The sequence below is a fragment of the Amycolatopsis sp. NBC_01286 genome (genome assembly GCF_035982555.1).
GTDB lineage: Bacteria > Actinomycetota > Actinomycetes > Mycobacteriales > Pseudonocardiaceae > Amycolatopsis.
Map to the genome: position 1 here is coordinate 9,197,367 of NZ_CP108428.1, position 17,227 is coordinate 9,214,593.

17 protein-coding genes are annotated in these 17,227 nt (G+C 72.4%); 7 read left to right on the forward strand and 10 right to left on the reverse strand.

Annotated elements, in window-relative coordinates; all coding sequences use genetic code 11:
• The first annotated feature begins 31 nt into the window (after positions 1-31).
• The 3 genes from OG570_RS42110 (at position 32) to OG570_RS42120 (ending at position 1,809) form a co-directional block, all read left to right on the forward strand.
• Positions 32-640 carry a TetR/AcrR family transcriptional regulator gene (locus tag OG570_RS42110; RefSeq protein ID WP_326954325.1) on the forward strand — a complete coding sequence of 203 codons (609 nt, stop codon included), beginning with the start codon at positions 32-34 and terminating at the stop codon, positions 638-640.
• Positions 641-721: 81 nt separating this feature from the next.
• Positions 722-1,126, forward strand: a complete 405-nt coding sequence (locus OG570_RS42115) for an ester cyclase (RefSeq protein ID WP_326954326.1) — start codon at positions 722-724, stop codon at positions 1,124-1,126.
• Positions 1,123-1,809, forward strand: coding sequence for an SDR family NAD(P)-dependent oxidoreductase (locus OG570_RS42120; protein WP_326954327.1), 687 nt, complete (start codon positions 1,123-1,125; stop codon positions 1,807-1,809). The genes OG570_RS42115 and OG570_RS42120 overlap by 4 nt, the downstream gene beginning before the upstream one ends.
• 35 nt (positions 1,810-1,844) lie before the next feature.
• Here the strand turns inward: OG570_RS42120 and OG570_RS42125 are convergent, their stop codons facing one another.
• Together OG570_RS42125 and OG570_RS42130 are read right to left on the reverse strand one after the other, a co-directional pair.
• Entirely contained in the window at positions 1,845-2,750 is a 906-nt protein-coding gene (locus OG570_RS42125; RefSeq protein ID WP_326954328.1) for an NADP-dependent oxidoreductase, read from the reverse strand.
• Between the two features lie 56 nt (positions 2,751-2,806).
• On the reverse strand, positions 2,807-3,298 hold the full coding sequence (locus OG570_RS42130; protein WP_326954329.1) for a MarR family winged helix-turn-helix transcriptional regulator: 492 nt from the start codon (positions 3,296-3,298) through the stop codon (positions 2,807-2,809).
• 68 nt (positions 3,299-3,366) lie between these two features.
• Between OG570_RS42130 and mug the strand changes: the two genes are divergently transcribed.
• The 4 genes from mug to OG570_RS42150 all read left to right on the forward strand — a co-directional run bounded on the left by mug (position 3,367) and on the right by OG570_RS42150 (position 7,487).
• Positions 3,367-3,927, forward strand: a complete 561-nt coding sequence (mug, locus tag OG570_RS42135; RefSeq protein ID WP_326954330.1) for a G/U mismatch-specific DNA glycosylase — start codon at positions 3,367-3,369, stop codon at positions 3,925-3,927.
• A gap of 248 nt (positions 3,928-4,175) precedes the next feature.
• Complete coding sequence (locus OG570_RS42140) at positions 4,176-5,336, forward strand: 4-hydroxybenzoate 3-monooxygenase (protein ID WP_326954331.1); 1,161 nt, start codon at positions 4,176-4,178, stop codon at positions 5,334-5,336.
• 15 nt (positions 5,337-5,351) lie between these two features.
• Positions 5,352-7,007, forward strand: coding sequence for a methyltransferase (locus tag OG570_RS42145; RefSeq protein ID WP_326954332.1), 1,656 nt, complete (start codon positions 5,352-5,354; stop codon positions 7,005-7,007).
• A gap of 162 nt (positions 7,008-7,169) precedes the next feature.
• Positions 7,170-7,487, forward strand: coding sequence for a hypothetical protein (locus OG570_RS42150; RefSeq protein ID WP_326954333.1), 318 nt, complete (start codon positions 7,170-7,172; stop codon positions 7,485-7,487).
• Between the two features lie 194 nt (positions 7,488-7,681).
• Here OG570_RS42150 and OG570_RS42155 read toward each other — a convergent pair whose 3' ends face one another.
• From OG570_RS42155 to OG570_RS42190, 8 genes are all read right to left on the reverse strand, one after another.
• The gene (locus OG570_RS42155; RefSeq protein WP_326948327.1) at positions 7,682-8,299 is read right to left on the reverse strand and encodes a hypothetical protein; all 618 of its coding nucleotides are present in this window, start codon (positions 8,297-8,299) and stop codon (positions 7,682-7,684) included.
• A 26-nt stretch (positions 8,300-8,325) separates the two neighbouring features.
• On the reverse strand, positions 8,326-8,874 hold the full coding sequence (locus OG570_RS42160) for a hypothetical protein (protein ID WP_326954334.1): 549 nt from the start codon (positions 8,872-8,874) through the stop codon (positions 8,326-8,328).
• Positions 8,875-9,118: 244 nt separating this feature from the next.
• Positions 9,119-11,833, reverse strand: a complete 2,715-nt coding sequence (locus OG570_RS42165; protein ID WP_326954335.1) for a BTAD domain-containing putative transcriptional regulator — start codon at positions 11,831-11,833, stop codon at positions 9,119-9,121.
• Positions 11,834-12,032: 199 nt separating this feature from the next.
• Positions 12,033-12,707, reverse strand: a complete 675-nt coding sequence (locus OG570_RS42170) for a hypothetical protein (protein ID WP_326954336.1) — start codon at positions 12,705-12,707, stop codon at positions 12,033-12,035.
• A 66-nt stretch (positions 12,708-12,773) separates the two neighbouring features.
• Positions 12,774-13,427: a hypothetical protein gene (locus tag OG570_RS42175; RefSeq protein ID WP_326954337.1), complete on the reverse strand. Its 654-nt coding sequence runs from the start codon at positions 13,425-13,427 to the stop codon at positions 12,774-12,776.
• Between the two features lie 33 nt (positions 13,428-13,460).
• The gene (locus OG570_RS42180; protein ID WP_247050018.1) at positions 13,461-13,835 is read right to left on the reverse strand and encodes a hypothetical protein; all 375 of its coding nucleotides are present in this window, start codon (positions 13,833-13,835) and stop codon (positions 13,461-13,463) included.
• A gap of 62 nt (positions 13,836-13,897) precedes the next feature.
• Positions 13,898-14,266, reverse strand: a complete 369-nt coding sequence (locus OG570_RS42185; protein ID WP_326948322.1) for a roadblock/LC7 domain-containing protein — start codon at positions 14,264-14,266, stop codon at positions 13,898-13,900.
• A 365-nt stretch (positions 14,267-14,631) separates the two neighbouring features.
• On the reverse strand, positions 14,632-17,016 hold the full coding sequence (locus tag OG570_RS42190) for a DUF7617 domain-containing protein (RefSeq protein ID WP_326960309.1): 2,385 nt from the start codon (positions 17,014-17,016) through the stop codon (positions 14,632-14,634).
• Positions 17,017-17,227 lie beyond the last annotated feature (211 nt).

Genomic DNA, 17,227 nt, shown 5'->3' on the forward strand with positions numbered 1-17,227 from the left:
AATCGATGCGGAAAAGCGTAAGCTACGGCAGGTGGACACCAGACAGCGCCGCCCGAGCGGCCGGCCGCGGGGATTCGACGCCGACGAAGCGCTCGAGCGCGCCCTGCTGGTCTTCTGGGAGCAGGGTTACGAGGGCGCCAGCCTGGCCACCCTGACCGACGCGATGGGCATCTCCACCACCAGCATGTACGCGGCCTTCGGCAACAAGGAAGAACTGTTCCGCAAGGCCCTGGAGCGCTACACCGAGGGCCCGAGCGCCTACCTGCCGCGCGCCCTCGACGAGCCGACCGCCCTCGGCGTCGTCACCGCGATCTTCGCCGGCACCATCCGGACCACCACCCGCCCGGCCGGCCCCCACGGGTGCCTGGGTGTCCAGGGGGCCTTGGCCACCGGCGACGCCGGCCGCGGCGCCCGCGACCTCCTCGTCGAGTGGCGCGACAACGGCTACACCCACATCCGCGACCGGTTCGGCCTAGCCGTCGACGACGGCGACCTGCCACCGGACGCCGACCCGGCGGTGCTCGCCCGCTACGTCACGGCCTTGGCCTACGGCATCGCCGTGCAGGCTTCCAGCGGCGTCGGCCGCGCCGAACTGCAGGACATGGCCGACGCCGCACTGCGCGCGTGGCCGCCTCGCTGAGCGTCCGCTCACTTCTGTAGTGACCGATGCGGAACGTGCTACGGTGAATTCTGTATCAATCGATGCAGAAGGGGACATCCGATGTCCGACAGCGCTCTGCGCGCGTTCTACCTGCGCTACCTCGCCGAACTCAACGCCCACCGGTTCGGGCGGATGGACGAGTTCATCAACGACCGGACCACGCTGAACGGCGAACCCGCCACCCGGGACGACCTCCTCGCCGTGCAGCGGGCCGACGTCGCCGCGGTCCCGGACCTGCACTGGGAGCTGCAGGAACTGCTCTTCGACGGCGATCGGCTCGCCGCGCGGCTGGTCAACACGGGCACGCCGGCGAAGGAGTGGCTCAGCGTGGCCCCCACCGGCGCTTCGTTCGAGATCACCGAGTACGCGATCTACCAGGTGCGCGACGGGCGGTTCGTCCACATGACGGCGCTGCACGACGCCGGTGAACTCCGCCGTCAGCTCACCTCGAAGGGAAACTCATGACCGTCACACTGATCACCGGGGCCAACAAGGGCATCGGTTTCGAGACCGCCAACCAGCTCCTCACCCTGGGGCACACCGTCTACGTCGGCGCGCGGGACAGCGAGCGCGGCGAGAAGGCCGCCGCCGACCTCGGTGCCCGGTTCGTGCAGCTCGACGTGACCGATGACGCCTCGGTGGCCGCCGCGCTGGCGACGATCGGCGCGGCCGAAGGGCGGCTCGACGTCCTGGTGCACAACGCGGGCGTCCTCGGGAACGAACCCCTCGACGGCCCCGCGGCCCTGCGGGTGTTCGACACCAACGCGGTGGGGATCGTGCGCGTCACGGAAGCGGCGCTTCCCTTGCTGCGCAAGTCTTCGAACCCCACGGTGGTCACCGTGTCGAGCAGCGCGGGATCGTTCTGGGCGGTGACCAACCCCGACCGGCCCGAGTTCCACCTGCCACTGGCGCTGTACTCGGCGTCCAAGACGGCGGCGACCATGCTGACCGTCCAGTACGCGAAAGCCCAGCCCGGCATCAGGTTCAACGCCGTGGAACCCGGCACCACGGCCACCGACATGACCGCGGACTTCGGGATCGGCCGGTCGCCGGCGGAGAGCGCCCGGGCCGTCGTGCGCCTGGCCACCCTCGACGCGGCCGGCCCGACCGGCACCTTCTCGGACGAGAACGGCCCACTGCCCTGGTAGTCCCGGCGCGACTGCCGCGCCGGGACGCCGGGACGTCAGCCGGCCATCAGCACCAGCCGTTCGCGCACCCCACCCGCCTCCAGCAGGCGGTGCGCCTCGGCCGCGTCCGCCATCGGCAGCTCGCGGTGCGCACGCAGCCGCAGCTTTCCCTTGGCCAGCAACGTTATCACCTCTTCGAGAGCCGTCGGCGCCTTCGCCGCGTCCGGGCCCGACAGGCGGACGCCGTAGTCGCCGGCGGCCGGGTCGGACAGGGTGACGACCCGGCCCGGGTCGCCCGTCAGCTCGACCGCGTCGGCCAGCACGCCCTTGCCCGCCGCGTCCAGGACCGCGTCGACGTCGCCCAGCTCCCGCACCCGCGCGGTGACGCCGGGGCCGTACCGGACCGGCGTCGCACCCAGCTCCAGCACCAGAGCTTCGTCGTGGGCGCCGACCACGCTGAGCACCTTGATCCCGCGGGCCACGGCCAGCTGCGTGGCGACGACGCCCACCGCGCCACCGCCGCCGAACACCAGCAGCGTGCCGCCGGCGGGCACGGCCAGCTCGTTCAGCGTGCGGACGGCGGCCTCGGCCGAGCTGGGCAGCGCCGCCGCGTCGGCCCACGAGACCGACGCGGGCTTCGGCGTCCAGATCGACGCGAGGACGTGTTCGGCGTAGCCACCCAGCTCGAGCAGGAAGGCCGCCACCTCGTCGCCGACGGCCACGCCGGTCGTCCCCGGCCCGAGTGCGTCGACCGTCCCGGCCACCTCGAAGCCCAGCACCGGGACCGCCGGCAGCGCGAACGCCTTGAGCTGGCCCGAGCGCAGCGGCAGGTCCGTCGGGCTGATCCCGGCCGCCGCCACCTTGATCCGGATCTGTCCCGGGCCCGGCTCCGGCGTCGCCACCGGCGACCAGCGCAGCACCTCGGGCCCCCCGAATCCGGTCATGACCACCGCGTTCGACATGTCCGCTCCTTCCACCGCATTACGTGACATGTCATGCAAGCGGGGAAGGGCCGCGACTATTCCCCCAGCGTCCGCGGGTCCGGCAGGGTCCCGTGGTCGAGGACGTTGTCGTAGACCTGCTCCAGCGCTTCGGTGAGCGGCGCCAGCAGGTGCTCGGGCAGGCCGCCGAAGAACAGCCGCTTGACGAGGTCGACGTGCCCGGGTGCCGCGGCCGCCAGCGCGTCCCGCCCCCGCGACGTCAGGAAGACCTCGGTCACGCGCCGGTCGCCGGGGCTCGCGCCGCTGTCGACCAGGCCGCGGTTCCCCATCCGCTTGGCCTGGTGCGACAGCCGGCTGCGCTCCCAGCCGAGCAGCGCGGCCAGCGCGGTGATCGGCATCCGGGCATCGGGCGCGTTGCCCAGCGCGGTGAGGACGTCGTAGTCGGCGAGCGAGAGGTCGTTGTCCGCCTGCAATTGCCGGTTGATCTCGTAGGTGAGGCGCAGCTGGAGCCGGACGAAAGCCAGCCACGCGCGGCTCTGCTCCCGGTCGAGCCAGCGGTCATCCGTCACGCCCGCAGATTACATGACACGTCACCCACCGCCGTCCGCCGCGAGCGCCCTGCGTAGAGTCCGAAGCCGTGCCCGACGCCGATCCGCCCGCCGCCCTCCTCCCGGACGTGCTCGCCGACGGCCTGCGGGTGGTGTTCGTCGGCATCAACCCCGGCGGCGGCTCGGTGGCGGCCGGGCACAGTTTTCACAGCGCGGGCAACCGGTTCTGGCCCGCCCTGTACCGCGCCGGGTTCACGCCGAGGCTGCTGCGCGCGGAGGAAGAACGGCTCCTGCTGGGCTGGGGCATGGGCATCACGAGCATCGTGCGCCGCCCCACGGCCCGCGCCTCGCAGCTGTCCCGCGCGGAATTCGTCGCCGGCGGGCAGGACCTGGCCGAGCGGATCGCGGCGATCCGCCCGCAGTGGCTGGCGATGCTGGGCGTGACGGGCTACCGGGCGGCTTTCGCCGCCCCGAAAGCCCAGCTCGGCCCGCAGCCGGAGCCGATCGGCGGCGCCCGCGTCTGGATCGTCCCCAACCCGAGTGGCCTCAACGCGCACTACCCGCCCTTGGCCCTCGCGGCGGAGTTCGCCCGGATGCGCGCGGCCATCGGCATGCCCGACCGCTCCGGCGTCCTCGGCGAAAGCCCGTAAGGGGACCCGGATAGTTCGGTCGCCTCGGTGGGCCCTCGACCGCGTCGCCGGCGGCGCGCCGGGCTGCGAGGTCGACGTGCTGCGGTCCCGGATGTAGCAGTCCTCTTCGGACGGACGATCCCGTATGGGTGATCAATCGCGCCACGAGGGCCGACACGCGGGGTCGGCGGGCGCGGGCCTGGTTAGGTCTGGCCCCGGGCGGCCCGGGCGGGCCGCCCTTCTCCGGGAAGGGAACGGGCCGGGAACTCATGGCCGATCGGACATCGGTGCTCATCGTCGGCGCGGGGCCGGCCGGGCTGGTGCTGGGCAACCTGCTGCGCGCCGCCGGGATCGACACGCTCGTCCTCGAACGCGGCGGCCGGGACCAGGTGCAGGCCCGGGCGCGGGCCGGTTTCCTCGGCGCGAACAGCGCGCGGGTGCTGACCGAGCACGGCCTCGGCACCGGGATGCTGCGTGACGGCAGCACCCACGGCACGTGCGCCTTCCGCGACGAAGGCGGCGAGTTCGAGCTGCGGTACGACCGGCTCGGCCGCGGCGAGCGGCACACCGTCTACCCGCAGCACCGGCTCGTCACCGACCTCGTCGACGAGTACCTCGCCCGCGGCGGCGAACTGCGCTTCGGCGTGACCGTCACGGACGTCGACGCCGAGACCGCGACCGTCGGATTCCGCGACGAGCACGGGAAAACCGGACAGGTGAGCGCCCGGTTCCTCGCGGGCTGCGACGGCAGCAACGGCGCCACCCGCCAGGCCGTCCCGGCTCCGGCGCACTGCGCGCGCGACCACGGCATCTCCTGGCTGGCCGTGCTCGCCGAGGCGCCCCAGAGCATGCCGGCGGTCACCTACGCCCTGCACGAGCGCGGGTTCGCCGGGCACATGGCACGCAGCCCCACGGTGACGCGCTACTACCTCCAGGTCCCGCCCGGCGACGACGCCGCGGCCTGGACCGACGAGCGGATCTGGACCGAGCTGGCCGTCCGCATGCGCACCGGTGAGTTCGGCGCGCTGCGCCAGGGACCGGTCACCGAGCGCCGGATCGTGCGCCTGCGTTCCGACGTCGTCGACCCGCTGCGGCACGGCCGGCTGTTCCTCGTCGGCGACGCGGCCAGCCTGATCAGCCCGTCGGCCGCCAAGGGCGCCAACCTGGCGATCATGGCGGCCGAGGTGCTGGCCGCCGCGCTCACCGCCGCGTTGCTGCGCGACGACGAGCAGGCCCTGGCCGCCTACTCGCGCACCTGCCTGCCCCGCATCTGGCGGGCGCAGGAGTTCTCCCACTGGATGATCGGCCTCCTCCACGACCAGGCGGGCGCCGGGTCCTTCGGGTCCGCGCTCCGCCGGACCCGGCTCGACAACCTGCGTGATTCCCGCGCGCACCAAGACTTCTTCGCCGAGAACTACGTCGGCATCTGACCTCCAGGAGTGCCCATGACCGCGACGCTCGTCCCCACGCTCGCCCCGGAGGACCTCGCCCGCCTCACCGCGGCGCGGGACCTCGTCCGGGCCGGCGACACCGCCTCGGTGCTCGCGGCGGCCCTGCCTTCGCTGCCCGCCGCCGAGCGCGCCGCATTGGCGGCGCACGCGCCCTTCTCCCACGTCGGGCTGCTCGTCTTCCCGGCCACACTGGACAGGCTCGGCGCGGAACTGGCCCGCCACGGCCTCGAAACCGGGCTGATGAGCCACAGCGTCGTCGTCCGGGAGCGGCTCGCCCGCCGCTACGGCGTGCCCGCCGACGACTTGACGGTCGGCATCCTGCGCGCGCCGGTGACCGACCGCGCCGGCCGGCCGTGCGCGCTGGAGATCTTCGTCCTCGTCACGCCGCCGGACCTGGCCCACATCGCCGCCGATGAACGCCGTCACGGCCGGGAAGACCACTTCGCGCTCGCGGTGCCCCGGGCCGACCCGATCGTCCTCAATGGACTGTGCGCGGCGATCGCCGGCCAGCTGCGCCCGGACGGCGGGGGTTACAACGGCCACGAAGACGCCACCGTGCTCTACTTCCGCGACGCACACCACCCCGCGCCGGCCTACCGGCGGCTGGAACTCCTGTGCGCGGGCGAGTTCCCGCGGGTGCTCGCCGCGCACCAGCGCGCGTCCGAGCCCGGCACGGAACTGCTCGGGCTGCTGACCGGCGCCTGGGCCACCCAAGCCGTCGCCACGGCCGTCGAGCTGCGCCTGCCGGACCACCTGGCCACGACCGCCGGCCTCGACGCGCTGGCCACCGCGACCGGCACCGACCGCGAGAGCCTCGGCCGGCTCCTGCGGTACCTGGCCACCCTCGGCGTCGTCCGCGCGACGGCCGCGGGGTACGTGCTCACCGACGTCGGTGCGCTGCTGCGGACGGACGTCGAAGGGGGCATGAGCGCGATCGCCCTGATGTACGGCGGCCCGTTCTACCGCTCCTTCGCCGCGCTGACCGACGCCGTCCGCACCGGCGAAGAGTCGTTCGCGAAGGTCTTCGGCGCGCACCACTTCGCCCACCTGGCCGCGAATCCCGAGCTGGCGGACCTGTTCCACCGCTCGATGGCGGCCAGCAACGCGATGTTCGCCGAGCTCACCCGCGTCGTCGACCTCTCGGCCGCCGGCGTCGTCGTCGACGTGGCCGGCGGCAACGGCGCACTGCTGTCCCGCGTGCTCGACGCCCACCCGGCGGTCACCGGTGTCCTGATGGACCGCCCGGAAGCCCTGGCCGTCGCCGGCCCGGCGCTGGCGAAGCACGCGACGCGCTGCACCCTCGTGCCCGGCGACTTCACGAAAGCCGTCCCCGGTGACGGCGACGTCTACCTGCTGTCCCGCGTGCTGCACGACTGGGACGACGAGCGGTGCCACACCATCCTCACGACGTGCGCCGCCGGCATGCCCGCGGGCGCCGAGCTGCTGATCGTCGAGCGCCTGCTGCCCGCGGCGAGCGGGACGGCGTCGCTGGCGGTGCCGTGGGACATCCACATGCTGTGCAACGTCGGCGGCCGCGAACGCAGCGAGTCCCACTACCGCACGCTGCTGGCCGGCGCGGGCTTCGAGCTGGCCGACGTCCGCCCGCTGGCGCTGGACGCGTACGTCCTGCGCGCGGTCCGGACGCGCTAGGACGTGTCTGACAAGGGTTTCGGCTGGTGACTGAGACACTGCCGGTCGTGTCGCGGTTTCAGTTGCTCCCGGACGATCAACGGGTGTTGATCGAAGACCTGTTGCCGGTCCGTGCCGACAGTGTCCGGTCCGTGGCAGACGATCTGGACCTGGCACCGCCGGATGGCCGGCGACGGAACCTGGGACACCGTGCTGCAACGCCTGCTCACCGAGGCCGACGCGGCCGGCCTGGTGGACTGGGCGGTGTCGCTGGGCTCGACGATCGCACAAGCGCATCGGCACGCCACCAACATCACTCGTCCCGCAGGGGCTGGGTCGAACTACACGGGTCTGCCGACCGAGCCGCCTGACCATGCGATCGGCCGTTCCCGCGGCGGGTGGAGCACCAAGGTGCACCACTGGTCGACGGCAGCGGCCAGCCGCTGGTGGCTCTGGTCGGTCCCGGTCAGGCCGGAGACGCACCGATGTTGCCGCACCTGATGCGGCATCTGCGCGGTCGCGGCACTGTCGCGGCGATCCCCGAGCCGGCTGATCGGATCGAGTACCGCACACGCCGCGGTTCCCGCGGCGGACCCCGCCTGCGTTCGACTCGATTGGACCAAGACATTGTCAGACGCGCCCTAGACCCACCGGCCGCCGCCCGGTTTGCCGGGCAGCGGCCGGTTTTCGTGGCCTCAGCCGCAGTGTTCGGCGCGCTCCTGGTCGGTCATCGCCGCCGTGTGCTGCGTGATGTCGCCGGTGGAGCCGGGCACCGGGCCGTCCGCGTCGAAGTCCTGGTACCAGATGTAGTGGTCGTAGAACCGGTCACCGAAGTGCATCTCGTAGGTGCCGTGCACCCGCTGCAGCTTCGGCGCGCGCTCCACCCAGCCCTTCTCCCCCGGCCGGACGTCGACGTTGGTCGCTTGCCCTTCGGTGTGCGACGACTCCCAGGTGTGCTGGTACGACGTCTCGATGGACACCTTGAACACTTCCGAGAAGCCGTACTCGGCCGAGAGCGACACCCCGAAGCTGTTCGACTCGCCGGTCGTGTCCGACCAGTTCACCGTGCTGCGCTGCAGGTCCTGCGTGCAGTTGTAGGCCGCCTCGCCGACCTGGTGGCCGTCGCCGGTGTGCTCCTCCGGCGGCCCGGCCGGGTGGAACACGCAGGAGTCGGTGCCGTTGTCGCACTTGTCGAGCAGTTCCCGCGGGGTGGGCTGGCCCTCGGCCGACGCCCCCGGGGCGGTGACGAAGAGTCCGGCGGCGGTCAGCAGGCCGATGCCCGCCGCCGTCAGTGCCGTGCGCTTGCCGGTCATGGTCGGCATTCCTTTCGTCGGGAGGATCAGCTGAAACCGATGGACTGGGTGCGGTTGTCCATGTAGGACCCGATGTTGCCGTTGTTCTCCTTGAACGGGCCGTCCCGGTCACCGCTGAGATTCGGTTCCGGGTAGAGCCAGAGCCAGCAGTCGCCCCACGGCTGCACGGACGTGATCCGGTTCTTCCAGTCGTCACCGAGGTCGAACTGCCAGTTCACCCAGCCGTCCTTCTTGCACAGCTCGGGTCCGGTGATCGTCAGCGAATCGCCGGTGTAGTCCGCGCCGTCGAAGAACGTGCCCTGGATGACGTCGCCCTTCGGCTGCGCGGCGAGTTCCGAGCGCAGCGTCAGATCACGTGCCGCCGCATGCGCGTCGGCCGGCGCCGTGGTGATCGTGCCCTGCGAGGCATAGGAAATCACCTGTTGGTAGTCGGCAAAGCACTGCTGAGTACCGGTTTCCGAGTTCAGCACGCAGTGCCGGGCGGCGTCGGCCGCACCCGCCGGCGCGGTACTCATCACTGCGGCCGTCGTCGCGGCCGCGGCCGTCGCGGCGATTCTCTTCCAGTTGTTCGTCATGGCGATTCCTTTCCCCGGTTCCGGTGCCGTGATATGCCCGGAATTTGCGTAATGTCGATGATTTCGACGTTAGCGCAGGGTGATCCACGTCGCGCCCGCGCTGCCCATGGTTACCGCCGGGCTTGCCTCTTAGTCTCCGGCGAATGCCGCAAGGGTTGGGCGACGCGATCGAAAGTGTCACAATGACCCGGTGCCGCAGGTCCGCCCGCGGCACGGATCAGCGTGTCCACATCGGACGGTGGTGCTACCGCTCGTCGAGTCGGGCCTCGGCCAGCCGCTCCTGGACGCGGGCGTGGCGGAACTGGTAGACCCCGCCCGCCTGCCGAAGCACGCCGCGGCGGTGGGCGTCGTCGAGGAAGTGCATCAGGCGCCACGGGAGGCGGCCGGTCGCGGCGAGCCAGGCGTGGTGGACGAAGTAGTTGCCCCACGCTCGGGTCACCAGGACGGCCAGGCCGATGCCGCCGCCGAAGCACACGCCGACCACGAACGGCAGCACCGGGTTCGTCGCCGCCGGGAACACCTGGCCGCCGGCGATCGCGCCCGCGAGGCCGTAGCACACAGCCGCGACGCCGCGGGCCATGAACCAGCCGAACAACGCGCCCGCCAGCCCGCCGGCGACGCCCAGCGCCACGTCGTAGCGGCCGCCCAGCACCGGCAGGAACCGCGTCTGCGCGGTGAACGCGAACGCCATCCCGTCGAACAGCCCCAGCGACACCAGGAACGAGACGGACAACGCGATCGCGCCGGTCCGTTCGTTGCGCAGGATCGTCCGCGGGCTCGACACGCGGCTGGCGTCGACCGGTTTAGCGAGCCACACGTGCACCGCGAACACCAGCCCGAACACGAGCGCCAGGAAGACGACCAGGCCGGTGGCCAGCGACCAGCCCAGCCCGAGCAGGACGCCCACGACGGCTCCGATCGCGAACCGGCCGGCGAACTTGCGGGTGGCCCCGGCGAAGCGCAGTTCGGTGCGCAGCGGTTCCGGCGGACGCGCGAAGCGGTGGGTCAGGTACCCGGCGCCACCGAAGGACAGGGCGTAGATCGCCGCCAGCGCCGGGCCGTCGTCGACCCAGCCGGTGACGACGAACAACACCGCGATCAGCAGCCCGACCAGGCCCGACCGCGTCCCGGCGGGCACCGCCCGGTACAGCCGCCACCAGGCCAGGTCGCGGCTGCGCGTCTGCTCGAGGTGCCGGGCCAGGAACCCCAGCCAACGTGCCGCCTGCGCCGCGGTGTACCGCCCGGACGGGCTGGTCTTCGGGTTGCGCCCCGGCGGCTGCGGCACCCGGGCGTAGGCGTTGGGGACGAACGAGTCGAGCAGCTGCCCTTCGAGGGCGGCCGCGTCTCCGGCGTCGAGCAGCTCCGCGGGATCCGCGCCGGGCCGGCCGTAGCCGATCCGCGCGAGGTCGACCATCAACGGCGTCCGCAGCACCCGGGCCAGTGCCGCGTCCGGCTCCCGGCGCAGCCGGTCGGCCACCGGGCGCCAGCGGTCGTGATCGGCGCCCTCCCGCGCGGAGAGGTAGGTGATCGCCTCCTGCCGGGCCACGGGTTCGAGCCGCACGACGGTGGCGGCGCCCAGGACCGTGCCGGACTCGCGCGTGACCTGCTCGTACTCGGCCGAGCGGCAGGTCAGCACCAGCGAGCGGCCCAGGGCCACGGTCTGGTCCAGCGCGTCGAGCGCCGCGACGCGCAGGTCGGGCGGCATCTCGTCGAGGCCGTCGAGAACCGGGACGACGTGGCCGCCGAGGACGAGCCGGGTGGGCGCGCCGGGCCCGTACTCCCGGGCGGTGAGCAGGGCCGGGTGGTTGTCGGCGAGCCGGTCGGCCAGCCAGCGGTCGAGGTGTTCCCGCCGCGGGTCCCAGGAGGCCAGCGACAGCAGGACCGGAACCGGGGCACCCGGGGCGCGGGTACGCAGCAGCTCCAGCGTCAGCATCAGGGCGAGCACGGACTTGCCGGAACCGGGATCGCCGAGCACGACCAGCTGCGGCACCGGCAGCGCGGTGTACGTCCCGGCGATGTCGTCGAGGTCGCCCCGCAGCGCCGGCTTTCCCGGCCGGGCGGCGGCCGACCAGCGCACGGCGATCGGCTGCGGCCGGTGCAGCGACCGCAGTTCGGCTTCCGCGCGCCACTGCCACGTGACGGCTTCGGCCAGCTCGGTGACCGCCCGGCCGAGGTGGCGATCCGGCGTGGCCGCCGCCTCGGGGGCGACGTCGGCCGGCGCGCTGGGCGTGGCTTCGGTGAGGATCTGCTCGTGGAGCCGTCGCAGGCTGGGGTTCGGGTCGACGCCCAGCTCGTCGGCCAGCCGCCGGCGCAGGCCGTGGAACAACGTCGAGGCTTCGGCGTAGCGGCCCTCCTTCGCGAGGGCGCGCATCAGCAGCAGGTGGGACAGCTCGCGCATCGGGTGCTCGCCGCAGAACTCGGTCAGCTCGCGGACGACCTCACCCGTCTCGCCGAGCCGCAGCTGCCAGTCGGCACACAGCTCCACGGCGTCGAAGCGCTGTTCGTCGAGCACCGCGGCCCGGCCGGCCAGCGCGGACGTCCGCAGCCCGTCGAGCGCCGGGCCCCGCCACAGGGCGAGCGCGTCGCGGATCTCCTTGACGGCGTCGGCGAGCTTCGCCTGCCCGGCGAGCCCACGGGCCACCGTGACGTGACGGCGGAAGCGAAGGGAGTCGAGATCGTCGATCCCGGTCTGCAGGCGGTAGCCGGGGCCGTCGGTGACGATCATCCCGCCGGTCTCGCCGAGCCGGCCGCGCAGCGCGGAGACGCAGTTGCGCACCTGCTTCACGGCCGTCGCCGGCGGCTCGTCCTCCCAGAGCGCGTCGATCAGGCGCTCCACCGGGACGACGGCGTTGGGGTTGAGCAGAAGGGTGGCGAGCGCGCGCTGCTCGCGCGGGCTCGCCAACGTGACCCGATCCCCGTGCACCCGCGCTTCCAGTGTCCCGAGAACACGGAACCTCATCGTTTCCCCCCTCGTCCTCCAGGCTAGCGCCCGGCGTCCGGACCTCGAAACGCCCTGGTGGCGCGCGGGATGCCGGCGCGAGGACGAAACGAGGACGGCGTCCGGAACCCTGGAGGCCCGGCGACCGAGGGGGCTGCCGGGGCGACCCGGTGGTGGGCGTGGCACTGGGGGTGGCGCCCACCACCGGCCGTCGTGACGATCAGGAGGCGACGGAGTCGATCAGCCGGTTGAACCGGAGCCGCGAGGCGCGTTCGACCCCGGCGAGGATCCCGGCGCCGCCCATCGCGATCTTCGCCCACGTGGGCACGTGGATCGGCGAGGTGAACGTGCCGACGTGCGCGGCGACGAGCGGGATCCGGGTGAGGGCCTCCGCGCCGTGGAGCAGGCTGACGGCGAGCGCGACCAGGAGGACGACGAGGGACACGGCCCCGACGACGGCACTGGCGCGGGGGTAGCGCTGCCCGAACCGCGCCCGCAGCCCTTCCTGGGACCGGCGGTGCGGGCGCAGCGTGTGCTCGGAGCCGTCGCCGGCCACGAACCGCAGGCGCTTCAGGCCGAACGCGCTGGTGGCGACCTCGATCACCCCGCCGGGCACCGGGAAGGTCGCCGGCAGGTTGGAACGCGCGACCTGGACACCGTCCCGGTACAGCGCGGCCGGGCTCTTCCCCGCGCCCCTTTCGTGCTGCCGCCGGCTCTTCGCATCGGCGAGGTACCGGACGTCGACCGCGTACGCGTGGCTGTTCGCGAGGTCGAGGAAGAACAGCGACCGGGAGAAGAGCTGCCAGGGACGGTAGTCGCGAAGCGCGCTCCCGTCCCCGGGCCGCACCCTGCCGAGCTGAAAGCGCCGTCCGAGCTTCTTGGCCGTCGAAGTCATGCCTCGATTCCAGCCGTCCTCGCGGCCGGACGGCAGTGTCACCGCGTCACAACACCGCCGTGACATTCATGAAGGCAGTTCCACCTCGAGGCCCATGATCCGGGCGGTGCGCCGACGGCGGATCCAGCGGCGGGCGGTCGTCGTCTCGGGAAGTTCGTCGGCGAACGCCTTGCGCTGGGCCGCGGTCGCCGCGCGCCAGCGCATGGTCAGCGCCGGGCGGACCGGCGGGACCCAGCCCCGCGCCGACTCGTGGGCCGCGGCGAGCCGGGTCTCGTAGCCGGCCGCCGGGCGGTAGCCGAGCTCCAGGTCGATCAGCGGCTCGGCGCCGCCGGCGTGGTGGTGGCACCGCGAGAGCATCCGCGCGATCTCCTCCAGCGTGATCTTCAGCGCCGTGGGCACCTGGTCCTGCCACCGGCCGGGGTGCGGGGCGGCCGGTTCGCCCGCCGGCACGACGATCACGGCCCGGACCGCCGTCCCGGCCAGCTCGACGCGGATCCGGCGGCCGCCCGCGTCGGCGAAGAACCGCGGCACCCGGCCGGCCACCCCGGTGCCGGACCACGTCCGCACCCACTGCGTCACGCCGCCGGGCGGGTGTTCCGACAGCACGAACGTGAACTCCAGGTCTTCGCCGGCGAGGCTCATCCGCACCGGGAACAGGGGCCCGAGGTCGTCCATGAACGCCGAGCCGATGACGAGCGCGGCGCTGGAACCGCCGGTCAACGCCGCCTCCTCCCCCGGTGGCCGCGCGGCCGCCTATACCTGCAGGTCCGCTTCGATGCGCTTGAGGTAGTGCCGGGCCAGCGCCAGGTTCGCCCGCTCCCGGTCCAGCACCAGGTACAGGAACAGCGATTCCCGCGACGACACGGTGTTCAGCAGCCGGATCAGGTGGTACTGGCGGTGCAGCGTGATCAGGATGTCCTCGATGTTGTCGTTGAGCGCGAGCGAGGACATCACCCGCAGCTTCGCCCGCACGACCTCGGTGTTGCCGGCCGCCGCGACCTCCAGGTCCAGCCATTCGCCGCTGCCGCTGGTGCCGAGCGACATCCCGCTTTCGTAGTCGACCAGCGCGACGCCGACGGCGCCGGCGATCGACATGGCTTCCTTCAGTGCGGTGTCGATGTTCGTCATGACGTCACTTCCTTTTGTGAAATGGTGATCGACGGCCTCGCGGTCCCGGTGGGCGCCGTGCTTCATGCGGCCAGGATCGAGCTGATCCGCTCGATGACGGGCCGGCACTCGAACAGGAGCCGCCCGACGTTGAGTCCCTTGTCCCCCAGCACGACCATCAGCGCCAGCCGGCCGATGGCGTAGACGGCCATGTAGCCCTCGCTGCTGAACACCACGGTCTGGTGCAGCGTGCCCTGCCCGGTGATCTGCGCGGCCTGGCGTGCGATCCCGAGGTCGGCGGCCGCGAGGGCGGAGATCTTCGCCGGGTCGACGGTGTCGGCCGCGTCGGCGAGAATCGGTATCCCGTCGACCGCGGCCAGCACGGTGTCGGTCACCCCGGCGACGTTTTCGCGCAAGTTCCGCAGTTCGCCGGCCAATGCGTCGAAGTCCACAGTGAGTTCTTTCTTCCGGAAATGGCAGAAGATCCAGGCGATCAGCCATTCGGATCGCTCTTCCGACGGCAGACCATACCGTCGGCACCACTTTTCGCCTATCGACTCCGGAAGACCCCGACGAGAGCTACACGATCGAGTGAATCGACCGCCGGTTTCGTAACAACGGCGATTCGATCGGATCGATTGCCGTCGATTGATCACGCGCACGGTGAATCGGTGGTTTCAAACTCCCGGACACTTGCCGTGAAGAGCCGAAATGCCGCCCGCGAGATCGTGGAAACGAACCACGACCACGGGCGGCATCCCGATTTTCGAAACCGTCACTCAAGGCGACGGGTCAGCACCTTGCTCCATTGAGCCCATCAGAGGATGCAGAGCAACGAACACGCCGTCGCCGAGGACCACTCCGATTGTGTCGGCGGCGTCCCGGACGGGACGTTCACCGGCACGTAGCTCGCCTTCGCGCGGTTGGTGAGCGGGAACAGGCTCAGCAGCGCGTACGTCGAGCAGTACACCTGCTTGGACGTTCCGGCCGCCAGCGTGAACGGACCCGTCTGGCACGACGGCTCCACGCTGTCCACCACCTGGCCGGCCGTGATGCCGACCGGGCCCTGGTTCGTCACCGTGATCCGCCAGTACGCCGTCGCGTTCAGCAGGCCCAGGAGACCGACCGGGGCCTGCTTGGCCCACGGTCCTGCCCCGCCGGGTCCGCACTTCGACGCCGTCGCCGAGGCGCAGATCTCCTTCTGCACCACCACCTTCGGCGTGCACGCGGCGCCCGGCGCGACCGGGAGCGTCACCGTGTTGGAGGTGAACGCGCCCGTCGTGTCGGTGCCGGTGGCCGTGTTCGCCACCGACGTCACCGCGCAGTCCGCCGCGATCGTCGTCGAGAAGCACAGCTGCGGCGCGTCGCCCGCGTAGTCGACGACCAGCTGCGGCTGGTTGCCGCCGCCGAAGTCGGCCGCGCTGGTGAGCACCAGCGACGTCGTGACCGTGATCGACGGGTGCGCGGCGGCCGAGACGCCGGTGAGGTCGACGGAGCCGTCCGGGGCGAAGCCGGGCGTCGGGACGACCGTGCCACTCTGGTCGACGACCGTGACCCGCGACGCGGCCAGGTCCACATTGGACGGTGTGATGCCGGTCAGCCGCGCGGCCGTGTACCCCTGGACGTGCCCGGTGCCGCCGTCGCAGTAGAAGTCACCCGGCTTCAGCGTCACCTGACCGCCGGAGCGGACGCACGGCGTGGCGCCGGTCGCCGGGTCCATCGAGAACAGCACACCCGCGTCGCCCAGGCCGATGAGGCAGCCCGTGGGCGGGTCGTAGGTGTAGCCGTAGTCCCGAGTGGCGCCGCCGTTCGCCGCCGGGTGCGTGATCGGGCCGGGCAGGCCCGCGCACGCGGCGCCGGTCGTCCAGTCGTGGCACAGCGCCGCCCCGGCGAATCCGCCGTTCCAGAGCGCGAGATAGCTGCGCAGGTGGCCAGCCGGGTCGGTGACGACCTCCGGGTTGAAGACCCACACCCCGGCCGGGAGGGCCGCCGCGACCGGCGGCGCCGGGAGCGCCGAGCCGTCCAGCGCGAAGCAGGTGGTGACTTCCGTGGCGCCGTTCGTCGTCGAGCACGCGCCCACCGGGGCACCCGCCGTGCTGAAGAACGTGTAGGCGTTGTAGGTGTAGTTCCCGGGCGGGCCGGTCGGTTTCGACGCCGCCCAGCCGGCGCACGCCGTCGCCGTCGCGGGGTCGAAGCAGCCCAGCGCGGGCCGGCCGACGCCGGGGACGGAGGACGACGCGAACACCTTGCCCGCCACGACGGTCATCGAGCCGTAGATGTGGGCGAGGGTGTTCCCCGGCTGGTTGTTGCTGGGCGGCACGATCGGCGCATACGGCTGGCCGCCGCAGGCGCTCTTCGTGGCGATGGTCCAGCAGACGACCGCGCCGGTGCTCACGACGCCGTACAGGTTGCCGCCGCTTTCCACGAGGCCCGCGATGCTGTTGACGGCGGACGGGGACCCGCCGGTCGCGGTCAGCGGCCAGTACCCGCAGTTCGCCGCGGCGGCCAGGTCGAGGCAGCCGACTCCGACGGAGGCGGCGGTGAGGGCCGGGTAGTAGACCTGCGCGGGCGCGGCCGGGTTGCGGAAGTACTGCGGGGTCAGGGTGCTGGCGATGTCGCCGGTGTTGCCGGTGCCGAGCGGGCCGGGCGCGGTGTTGAGCGGCTTCGGCCACGGGCCGCCCGGGCAGCGCTGGCCGGTGCCGGCGTCGGTGCACACGAGCTTCGCGTTGGCGGGGTTGACGTGGTGGAAGACGTTCCACGCTTGAAGCGTGCCGTCGGAGGTGCGGTTCAGCAGCGGGGTGAAACCGTCACCGCCGGTCGCCGTCGCGATCGTCTGCACGGGCGGGGTGAGGGCGCCGGACAACGCGGTCGCGTCCGCACCGGAACGCGGGTTCGTCGCGCGCACGGCCGTCACGCCGGAGGCGGGTTCGGTGCCCGTGAAAGCGCTTCCGTCGGTGGACCACGACGGCGTCCAGCCGGGCGGCGCGTGCAGGGAGCCGCTCTGGTAGGCCTGTCCCGCGGCGACGGCGTCGGTGATGGTCGCGGGGCCGGTGGTGCTCGCGCGGTCGTCGTAGCCGACGACCCAGTTCGCGGTGGCGCCGTGGTCCGCCGGGGATCCGGTGCCCTGCACCGATTTGGTCAGTCCCGAAAGAGGCGGGGCGGCGGGGGCCGCCGCCGCGGGCAGGGGGAAGGCGGCGGCCATGAGCACGAGGGGCAGGGTTGCCGCCCCCCGGCGGCGTGCACGCATGCGTCTTCGCATGAACGTTCCTCGATTCTTTTCCGATTTTCCGGGCCGGAGGAAAATCGTATGCCGCGCGGGGAAACCGTTGAAGGGACGACACCCGGGCGCCGAGGGGGCCGACTCCTTCGGCGCAATTCGTGACCGCGGCGAAATGGTGGACACCCGCTCCGGC